The 7,741-nt window shown below is 33.7% G+C and carries 9 protein-coding genes; all 9 read left to right on the top strand.

Features of this window, described 5'->3' with window-relative positions; all coding sequences use genetic code 11:
• Positions 1 to 2,599 (top strand): right-handed parallel beta-helix repeat-containing protein (locus U880_RS0102605; protein WP_024654648.1); only part of this gene is annotated, 2,599 nt, incomplete at its 5' end.
• Complete coding sequence (locus tag U880_RS0102600; protein ID WP_024654647.1) at positions 2,599 to 3,378, top strand: hypothetical protein; 780 nt, start codon at positions 2,599 to 2,601, stop codon at positions 3,376 to 3,378. The genes U880_RS0102605 and U880_RS0102600, both read left to right, overlap by 1 nt.
• Before the next feature lie 5 nt (positions 3,379 to 3,383).
• Positions 3,384 to 4,169 carry a hypothetical protein gene (locus U880_RS0102595; RefSeq protein WP_038358989.1) on the top strand — a complete coding sequence of 262 codons (786 nt, stop codon included), beginning with the start codon at positions 3,384 to 3,386 and terminating at the stop codon, positions 4,167 to 4,169.
• Between the two features lie 24 nt (positions 4,170 to 4,193).
• Entirely contained in the window at positions 4,194 to 4,532 is a 339-nt protein-coding gene (locus U880_RS0102590; RefSeq protein WP_024654645.1) for a hypothetical protein, read from the top strand.
• A gap of 3 nt (positions 4,533 to 4,535) precedes the next feature.
• Positions 4,536 to 5,732 (top strand): PBSX family phage terminase large subunit, encoded by a 1,197-nt coding sequence (locus tag U880_RS0102585; protein WP_024654644.1) that lies wholly within the window; start codon positions 4,536 to 4,538, stop codon positions 5,730 to 5,732.
• Between the two features lie 19 nt (positions 5,733 to 5,751).
• Entirely contained in the window at positions 5,752 to 6,795 is a 1,044-nt protein-coding gene (locus tag U880_RS0102580; protein WP_024654381.1) for an anti-CBASS protein Acb1 family protein, read from the top strand.
• Between the two features lie 49 nt (positions 6,796 to 6,844).
• On the top strand, positions 6,845 to 7,213 hold the full coding sequence (locus U880_RS09970; RefSeq protein WP_235047965.1) for a hypothetical protein: 369 nt from the start codon (positions 6,845 to 6,847) through the stop codon (positions 7,211 to 7,213).
• Positions 7,214 to 7,248: 35 nt separating this feature from the next.
• Complete coding sequence (locus U880_RS11745; protein ID WP_235047964.1) at positions 7,249 to 7,389, top strand: hypothetical protein; 141 nt, start codon at positions 7,249 to 7,251, stop codon at positions 7,387 to 7,389.
• The coding region (locus U880_RS0102570; protein WP_235047994.1) for a structural cement protein Gp24 at positions 7,367 to 7,741 on the top strand (375 nt) is incomplete at its 3' end. The genes U880_RS11745 and U880_RS0102570, both read left to right, overlap by 23 nt.

The following is a 7,741-nucleotide window of genomic DNA, read 5'->3' as shown; positions in this document are numbered from 1 at the left end:
TTCTGATTCTAATGATTCTGATTCTGATGATGTAACTAATGTAACAAGTGAAGAAGAAAATTATTGTAATTTGAGTATTATTTTTTTTACGGACGAAGGTCAGTTTTTTGATCTTACGCCTTATGCAAATATATCAAGTATTTCTTTAGAACTTAAGATTGTAGATCCCACATTAAAGACCGCGTCAAGTAGTTTTAGATTTGATGCAGGTGGACTTTCAGATGAATTTTTAGATTTTCTATTTTTCAGAAAAGAAGATGTATATGTGCAGGTTAAGGATGGTAACAAACCGTTATTCAAGGGGATTTTAGAAAAATTTTTCAATCGCGAAGTTTTGAACTCAACTCAAACTATTAACTTTGTAGTGAACGATTATTCTAAGCTTCTCAATATTGTTTTTGAAAAACCCATTCAATTTCCGATTAATTTCAATCCTGATTGGCTGTATGTGTATAATCCTTTGATCAAAGAACAATCCCTAGTACATCTAATTTTGGGCAAAACTAAGCTTAATGATGCAATTGATGATGATGGCTCTGAGAGTATCTTGAATCGAGTTCCCGCTGTAATTATTGATGAGGGTGAGGATATACAGACAATTCTTTCAGCTTTGCTTTATGAGTTTGGATATGCATATACATTTACAGGTGATGGCAAACTGCAAATTTTACCTATTTGGAAAAGTGAAGTTATCAAGAAGGATGTAGCTTATTGTTCTATAGATGCGAATAGTTATGTTTTGTCCAAAAGTAGTTCTAGTAGTTATGATTCTAATAGGGTTATTTGGAGAGAAGGTAAATTTCAAACTAAAGAAGAGTCTATTTCACAAAAGCGACCACTGTATTCTGCCCCTTTTCAAAATTATGGGGGTAGTTATTATGTTTCAGTTTTGCAAAAAGGAGTAGTATATCCTGATTTTGCAGACAAAATAGGTAGTGTTGTGTATCAAGAGTATGATCCTAAATGGTTTGATACTGCTTATACATGGGATTTTACGAGAAAAGAAGTATGGCATAACCATTATGCTCTAAATGAGCATTTAGCTATAGTTTCGACGCATAATCTTGAAACACGATTTAGTGCCGATTCTGATATTAAGCTTGTTCACGAGGAGTATTATCCAACAAAAGCGCGCATTTGGTTCAAAAATACATCTTCAAGTCAAGGTTCTCGTTATATTTACTATGTTGATATATATGGTGATGTTTTCTATACTACTGCTCGTAATACACTGCAAACTGATAATGCTGATGATTTTTACAGCAAACGATTCGAATATTCTACCCGCTTTATTTTTGATTCTGGTTCAGCCGTCAGACTTTTTGAATTTCTAACTAATTTACGGGTCAAAGGGCACACAATAGTTAATTTCAGATCAATTCAAGAATTGCATCTTACAGATTTTGTACGTCTAAAGTTTGAAGATTCAGGATTCGAACATTTTTTCTTGATTCTTTCAAAGAAAATTACCGGATTTGATATGAATATAAGATTGTATGAGTATGAGGGTCTTACATGGGGAGATTATACGCATTATGATTATTTGACCACTTCTCAGCATATAGGTGCTCAATCTCATTTAGAAGCTGTTAGTGAAGTTGTAGTCGCGCCTTTTAATCATGAGTTTGTCGTGGATGATAATTTTCAAAAACCTCATTTTGTTGCAACAGGCTTTAAAGATGAAGTTACGATTCAGGAGGCTTTTGAATTTGCAAAACGTTCTTCAACAAGCAAAATAAGACTACTTCCAGGTGATTTTTACTTGTATGGATCATTGGATATATCTAATTTACAACTTAAAGGAGATTATGGAGTTGTTGTAAGAACTAGTGGTTTTGTAAAAGATGTACTTGTAGCAAACCGTTCTTGTAAGTTGTCAGACATGACTATATTTCATCAACCTATTAGTGAATTTTGGATCAAGGGAGGTTCACTTAATGATAGTGAACAGTTGGATTCGTATTTAGAAGACAAAGAGTTTATTGGTGTTTCTACTTTGAGATTGTGTTCAAGTTACAAGGTAAGAGAAAAAGAGAGAACTTCTATTTATGCAGTTGATTCTAGCTTTATGTATTTAAAGAATATTATATTTCGCAACAACCGGGCTTTGGCATTAAAAGCCAACGGTGTTCAAAAAATTCTTTTTGAAAATGTTATTTTCAAGGATACAAATCAAGGCTTTGTTATTGATGATGTTAGTAATATGACACTTATTGGGGTTGAGATTGATTCTAATAAGAAGGCATCGGTTGCAAGTGGATTGAATGTCATCATTAGGGGTGGTGTTGTCAAGGCTAATGAAAATGGTTTACATCTAAAGCAATTTTCAAGCATCAAGGTTAATGGTGTTGAATTTAGCAATAATAAGGGTATTGCATTCAATATTAGTGATATTGTAAATGCGAGACTTTCTGAAAATAACTTCATAGAAAATAAAGTGGGATTAAAGGGTAGTTCTTTTGTTGATTTGTTAGTAAAAGATTTTTTTGTAAAGAATGAGCTTGGTATTTCTTTGACAAAGAAGTCTGATGTTGAATCTAGAATTGTTGATTTGAGTACTTACCAAGAGAATGTTAAGGACAAAGAGGAGGCTGCTTAATGGCTATTAGTGATGATGATTTTGAAGATATCAAAAAACGATTACAAGCTGATAATGTAAAAATCCAATTTGGAGTTGGAAATATGGAACAAGCAAAGACTTATGTTGGTAAACTTGGTGAGCCTATTGTAGTAGAAGATAAGGGTTTGTTTGCAATTTGTGATGGTAAGAGTAGTGAGAATCGAAAGTATTATCCGATCAATAAGGGACTTCCGCCAGTTTTAGATGATACTTTGGATTCTTATATACAGGATTTGGTTGAGCGATGTTTAGAGAATACTTATCCAGGCTTTTTGACGGCTGAATTTGCACGAGAAGGTTCACATTTGACCCGTTCTAAGTTGATTGAAGCTTTTGAAGCAACAAAGAAATTTTGTTTGCCAGATGGTCGCAGTCTGCCTGAAGGATGCTTTGTACGAGAGAAATTTGGAATATATTCTGCACCAAGTCTGTCGGGTAGATTTTTGAGGCACTATGATCCTCATGGATCGTATGATTATGTTCGGAGTATTGGTGATACTCAAAGTGATTCTTTTCAAAGACATGATCATTCAATCAACAGAGATAGTATCAATTTTGATGGTAAGTTGGTAAGAAGTTTTGATCAGCTTTACAAAACTGGTGATTGGTCTACTGGTGATTATAGATTTGTATACGATATGAGACTTGGTGATTATATTTCGAAATATGACTTTCCAAGTTATACCGACTACTATGGGGATAGTGAAACTAGGCCTGTAAATTTAGCTTATTTGTCTTTTTACAGATATGATTGGTGAGTTTCATGAGTATTAGCCAGAAAGATTATGAAAATATAAAATCTCGACTTTCAGACAAATCTACCCGCATACAATTTGGGATTGGAAGTTATCTTGATTCTAAAGGTTATACAGGATCTGTTGGCGAACCTATTGTGTTGAAAGACAAAGATGTGTTTGGAATTTGTGATGGTAGTAGTATTGCAAATCGACGTTATTATCCAATTAATAAGGATATATCATCTATTTTAGATGATAATTTGGATGCTGTTTTGGAGCATATGGTAGATTTTTTCATTGAAAAGGTTGCTGTTGGCACTTTGACGGCTAAATTTCCGGTTGAGGGTTCAAAGTTGAATAGGTCTAAACTCATTGAAGCATTCACTAATACAAACAAATTTTGTCTGCCAGACGGTAGAAGTTTACCATCAAATTGTTATGCGACTAGAGTTTTAGGTGTAACTTCTGCACCAAGTCTTTCAGGTAGATTTCTCAGGCAATATGATGCTTCAAATTCAAGAAGTTTAGGTGATACACAAGGCTATGCATTAAAAAATCATCAACATCGCATCAATTATGAAAATGTTAATTATGGCTATGGACAAAATTTGTTCAAAGAAGCTTATACAAATTCAAAAGGATTTTCAGATAGTTGGTACTGGAAAGATGGATCTTACGGTTTTGTACATAATCTAAAACTTGGTGATCCTATATATTCTCATAGATTTCCAAGTTATACGGGTTATGAGGGTAGTAGTGAAACTAGACCTAAAAATTTAGCTTATTTGTCGTTTTTTCGTTTTGATCTGTGAATCAATGTAGAAGGAGTTTGAAATTTGAGCCAAGAATTTGATTATAAAAAATTGTTGAAAGAAGCTGTTGAGAGTCATTTTCAACCATTAGGTGAGATGGAAGATTCTCGTGAAGCATTAATGAAAGTGTTTGTATCTAAGATGGTTGAGTTTTCAAATAGCAATGTTTTAGCAACAAGTCTTCATGCATTTAGAGTGTTTTTTGCTTCGCTTAATATGAATGAATTTGAAGATTTGGTTTTGGACATAATCAATAAAGAAAAGTTGTCTTTAGGTAATTTAGAGGGTTCTGTTATTGATAGTTGTGCATATACTGAGGGTGAGATTGGGCGTGTTATTAAGAATAATAACGAAGCAGGATAGTAAATGGTAAGACTAAAGCGACTGCCAGTGTATTACAATGCGTATAAAAATAAACCCGAAGCTGAGATTTTCATATACTATTCAAGTCGGGGAACTGGTAAAACTTATGATATTGCTACTGTGAATCTTGAGAGAAAGTTCGCTAAGGATGGTGGTGATACTTTAGCAGTTCGAAAGAAGAAAAACAAAACCACTCAATCGATACACAAAGAGATTTTAGAATTGCTTGACAGATATCAATTACGTCGTGAATTTACTATTAGCAAAGCTAAGATAGAGACAAAAAAGTTGATATATGGACGTAAACGTGCATTTGTATTTGAAGGTGGTCATGATACAACAGATTTGAAATCATATGCTCATTTTAAGGATCTTTGGTTAGAAGAAGCTAATCAGTTTACAGAATCGGATATTGAAAAACTTATTCCGACAATGAGAGAAAGAGGTGGTAGAATCTATATGTCGAGCAATCCAGTTCCGCGTTCTCATTGGCTTTACAAACGTTATATTGCAAATGAAGATAATCCTTCAGTGTGTGTGATCAAAAGTACTTATAGAGACAATCCATTTTTGAATGGAGGCGATGTTAATTCTTGGTTAGAGAAACAAAAACTTGCGTATCATGGCAATGATATTGGGTTTAGAATTGAAGTTTTAGGTGAAGAATTTGAATTTGGAACTGCTAGATTTATAAAACAGTTTAAAGTGTGCGATGAAAGTTTGATATCTAGAGTACAAGGCAGTTTTTACACTGGAGTGCACATAAAAGGAAATAGAGTTTGCTTGATAGAAATTCTTGTTGGAAGACTTGGTTATCTGCCACTAACAGTTGTAACTAATGCTAGTAGTAAAGTATTACTTTCAAGCGAAGATTATCAGCTTGAATTTGCGCGTTTTAGGGGAACTTTTGTTTTACCACATACTAGACAAGAGCTAAGATATGTTTTGTCTCGTTTTGGTAGAGGTTCTTTGATGGCTAGAAATCGTAGTCTGTATGTTCTCTCAGATTATCTTATCCCCAATAATTTGAATGTTGTAAAAAAAGAAGAGACCGAAGACGTAATTTTAGAGTTTCATGACACTGAATATTATTATGATGAGTCTTTTTCTAGTGAGAGTGGTATAGCTACAAATATTGTTATGCAAAGAGATTTACAGTATATACCAGCATTTTTGAATGCTGTGTCCATTTTTACGTAATTGGGCTACGGAGGTTTGATTGTTTAAGTTTAATTTTTTTAAAAGGAATTTTGATAAGAGTGCTGCTTCAAATTCAATATTTTATCCGACAAGCAGCAGTTGTTTGAATAGAGATTCGTCAAGACTTTCTCATCAAGTAGCAGAAATATATGCAGGATTTGCAGCATCTAGAGACATTGAGCACAAAAAAGGAGATGGGCTTGATGTGCTTTTTGATAACAATTTTAGAAGCGTGATCAAAAAGATGGTCTACACCTCAATTATTTCGGGGGAAAGTGCTTTTTACATAGTAGTTCCTGATTCTGAAGATCCCCGCACACCATTGAAGGATGGTTTTGAATCTCGTTGTTTCAATTTTGGTGAGGTTTGTGATGCAGATGATTTTTCTGTTGATCATATACATCCGACTCGTGTTATCAAAATGAAGTCGTCATTTTTGAATTTTTCGGCTTTAGAGAAGAGTAGTCGCATGATGAATTCTTTGCTTGATGAGACGGTTGGTTTTTTGAAGGTTAACAATTTTACTTTTCTAAAATCCGCAACTTTGCCATCAATCAAAGATATGACGGCACATGATCTTTCTGAACTTAAGAAAAATGTAGAAGGGGTTTTGGATAGTAATCATAAAATGATGATACTTGGTAAAGAAGATGATATTGCAAATATTACACGTTCTGTAAGTCCTATAAGAGATGCATTTGAGATTATTGTGTCTGATGTGACGCTCTATTCTGGAATTCCTAAAGAAGTACTATATCCCACATCTCCGTCTGGGGAGGGAAGTGTTGGAAATTATGACATATTCTATCTGAATATTGAGCAAATATGTAAGTTAATGATGGCGCCTTTTATCAATGCAGTTCTGAAGAAATTTAGACTTGAATCTAATTGGCAATTTAAGGCTGTGAAGCCGATTAGTCAAAAAGAACAAGCTGATATTGAAGAGAAACATGCGCGTACTCTGTCTTTATATGCAGATATTTTAGAAAAGGCTAATGAGATGGGTAATTTAGATCTTGTGAACAAAATTCAGTTTGAACTTAACGAATTTTTGCAAGTTTAGTGAGAATTGATTTATGTAAGTTGTTTGACTTTGGAAAAAGGAGGTAAATATGAAAAGTGAACAATTAGATGATATTTCTTTATCAACTACCAATAATTTTGCTTCTGATGTTGGTAATAGAGAAAGTGTAACAATTTCTTTTGAAGAGTATGAAAAGTTGATCTCAGATTCTAAGAGAATACCAGAGATAATTCAGGATTTTGAGAAGAGATTAGCAGAAGGTGAGAGAGATAAGAAACAAGCTGAAAAGAAGGCCGAACTTAATGCATTCAGGGATTCTAAGATTTTGTCACAATTACAGGATGCGTCCAAGCAGTATGATATTTCTCCAGAATTTGAAAAGGTTAGTAGTATCAAGGATGCAAAGTTGGCATTTTTAGATGCTATGAAAAGAAAATATGATATTAAGTTCAAGTAGATGAATCTGGAGATCTTGATGCACAGATTGATAATATGAGTTTCCTTGTACAACAACTTACAGCTTACAAGCAAATGAATAATGCACGTGGTAGATCTGTTGGAGAGATTGTAAATAATACCATGGCACAGAGATATAAAGATAAAATTGCTAATGTTGGGTTTGCGCATGCATAAATTTAGTTTTTCCGGTTCAGAAAAAAGTTTTTTACCAGGATTTGAACATAAGAGTGGAATTCATGAAACTGAGTCTGCAATAGTTGATGCTGATTCAGAGGCTATATTGCCTGGGGATTTAGTAATAGTTAGTAAGTCCTCTAATATGGGAGATATTTTGGTAAAAAAAGCAACATCTAGTACTACAAACACTGATGTTGTTCGTGGATTTGCTATGAAAAAGACCTATATACCTTCATATGAAACAGAAAAGTACTTACCAGGAGAAGTTGTTCCTATTAGAAGACGTGGTGAAGTAGTAGTAACTCTTGATACATCATATACAACTCCTAAAATTGGGCATTATGTCTTT

This window comes from Borrelia hispanica CRI, from assembly GCF_000500065.1.
Taxonomy (GTDB): domain Bacteria; phylum Spirochaetota; class Spirochaetia; order Borreliales; family Borreliaceae; genus Borrelia; species Borrelia hispanica.
The sequence above is the reverse complement of the archived record's forward strand: the minus strand, read 5'-3'. Positions and strand labels throughout refer to the sequence as shown.